Raw genomic sequence first — 1515 nt, forward strand, 5'->3', positions numbered from 1 at the left:
TACCATCCCTGTGATGCGTCCCGAGCTCGAGGCGCTGATGAGTGCCATCGCACCCGTCGCGCCTCGATGGCTGCAGAGCAATTCTCCACCGAAGCGCCGTTTAGAGCCGGTTCTCGAGCAATTCCGGCGTGATGTTCCGGCCAGCGTAGAAGATGCCCAGGATCAGCACCCGCCCACCCTCGACGGCGAAGGCAATGCTGACGGCGCGGCGATAGCCAACAATCCGCAACCCCGGCATGATCTCGACCCGCTCGGTGCCCCGCTGTGGAAAAGTCGACGGCCTAGACAATGGTCGCGGATACCCGCAATGAAATTCCGGGCGATCGCCGGCGACGCACGTCCGGCTAGGTCATCGTAGAGTTGCTCCAGCTCCGACTCCGCCTTGGAGTGGAAGACAATCCGATACTCCATCCCCTACTTGGCTTCCGCCTGCTTGGAGCGATGACGCGCCTCCAGCCGGGAGAAGACCGTGTCGGCAGGGATGCCCTTCATCGGATCCTGCCGGAGTTCAGCCAGGCGCCCTGGTATCTCCTCGCGCAGCCATTTCTCTCGCTCCGCCTCGAAATCCTCGAGCATGCGCAGGCCCGCGCGGACAACCTCGCTGGCATTGTTGTAGCGGCCTGATTCGAGCTGCTTCCTGATGAAGCTCTCGTAGTGGTCATTCAAAAGCGTAATTTGGCATTGGCAACCTCCTGCGGGGAGCGATTCCGAATCTGGCGCCGATTCGGCCATGCCTTACCTCGCGTGACTCATCCGCAGAGAATCACCCTTCGCTTTGATTCGGCATGATCGAGGCATCGCTTCAACGCCCCTAGGCCGCTCGACCAACGGCACTTGCGGCTATTGCGGCGTGACACACCGGCCGCCGGCGCGATCGAGGATTCACATGCAGGTCGATATTCGCGGTCATCAGTCATTGTCATGGTCGAGGGTGGGTCATGGTCGAGGGTGGCCACAAAAGCCGGCTGAATCGAACACCACCCCAACCAAATTCATTTCGTATTTGATTGCAAATCATCACCGGCATCACCGATGCCTGGCACGAGGATCGGATGGCTTTGTCTTTTCCGTCTCCGATTCGGTTGATCCGGCCATGGCGGCGGCCTGGCGCTTCACTTGCCGGTCCCCCAAACGCAAACGGCCCGCGGGCTGTTTTGTTGAGGCTTTGTTTGTTGTCGTACCTTGTCGGCTGAGTCCTCTTTGTGCGCCGAGGACTGCCGCTTGCGGGCACCATTGTCCCTTGAACGCGAACAGCCCGCCGGCTGATGCCAGGCGGGCTGTTGCTTAGTGAAGTTTGGTTTGCGGGACGGGATTTGGTTCTTTTGTCCCGCAGCTTCGGCTTCGCTTTCGGACCATCCGGCGTATTCCGAGAAGCTTCGGCAGTCCCCCATATCAAAACGGCGCGCGGGCATTTGTGGCTGGCGGGCTGTTTTTGATGTTGGTTTTGGGGAGAGGATTTGTTTTCTGTCTGGCGGCTTGGCTTGGCTGGTTGCGGGCGCCTGATGACAGGCCGGC

1 protein-coding gene and 2 pseudogenes are annotated in these 1515 nt (G+C 60.3%); all 3 read right to left on the reverse strand.

The features are described from left to right. Nucleotides 1-100: 100 nt before the first annotated feature. Nucleotides 101-411, reverse strand: a pseudogene (locus tag EN914_RS39645) (type II toxin-antitoxin system RelE/ParE family toxin). Nucleotides 412-414: 3 nt separating this feature from the next. Beyond that, nucleotides 415-682 (reverse strand): annotated as a pseudogene (locus tag EN914_RS35185) (type II toxin-antitoxin system ParD family antitoxin). Nucleotides 683-1112: 430 nt separating this feature from the next. Beyond that, a partial coding sequence (locus EN914_RS38840; RefSeq protein WP_206523777.1) for a hypothetical protein occupies nt 1113-1515 on the reverse strand: 403 nt, incomplete at its 5' end.

It is taken from the genome of Mesorhizobium sp. M7A.F.Ca.CA.001.08.2.1 (assembly GCF_003998455.1).
Lineage (GTDB): Bacteria > Pseudomonadota > Alphaproteobacteria > Rhizobiales > Rhizobiaceae > Mesorhizobium > Mesorhizobium ciceri.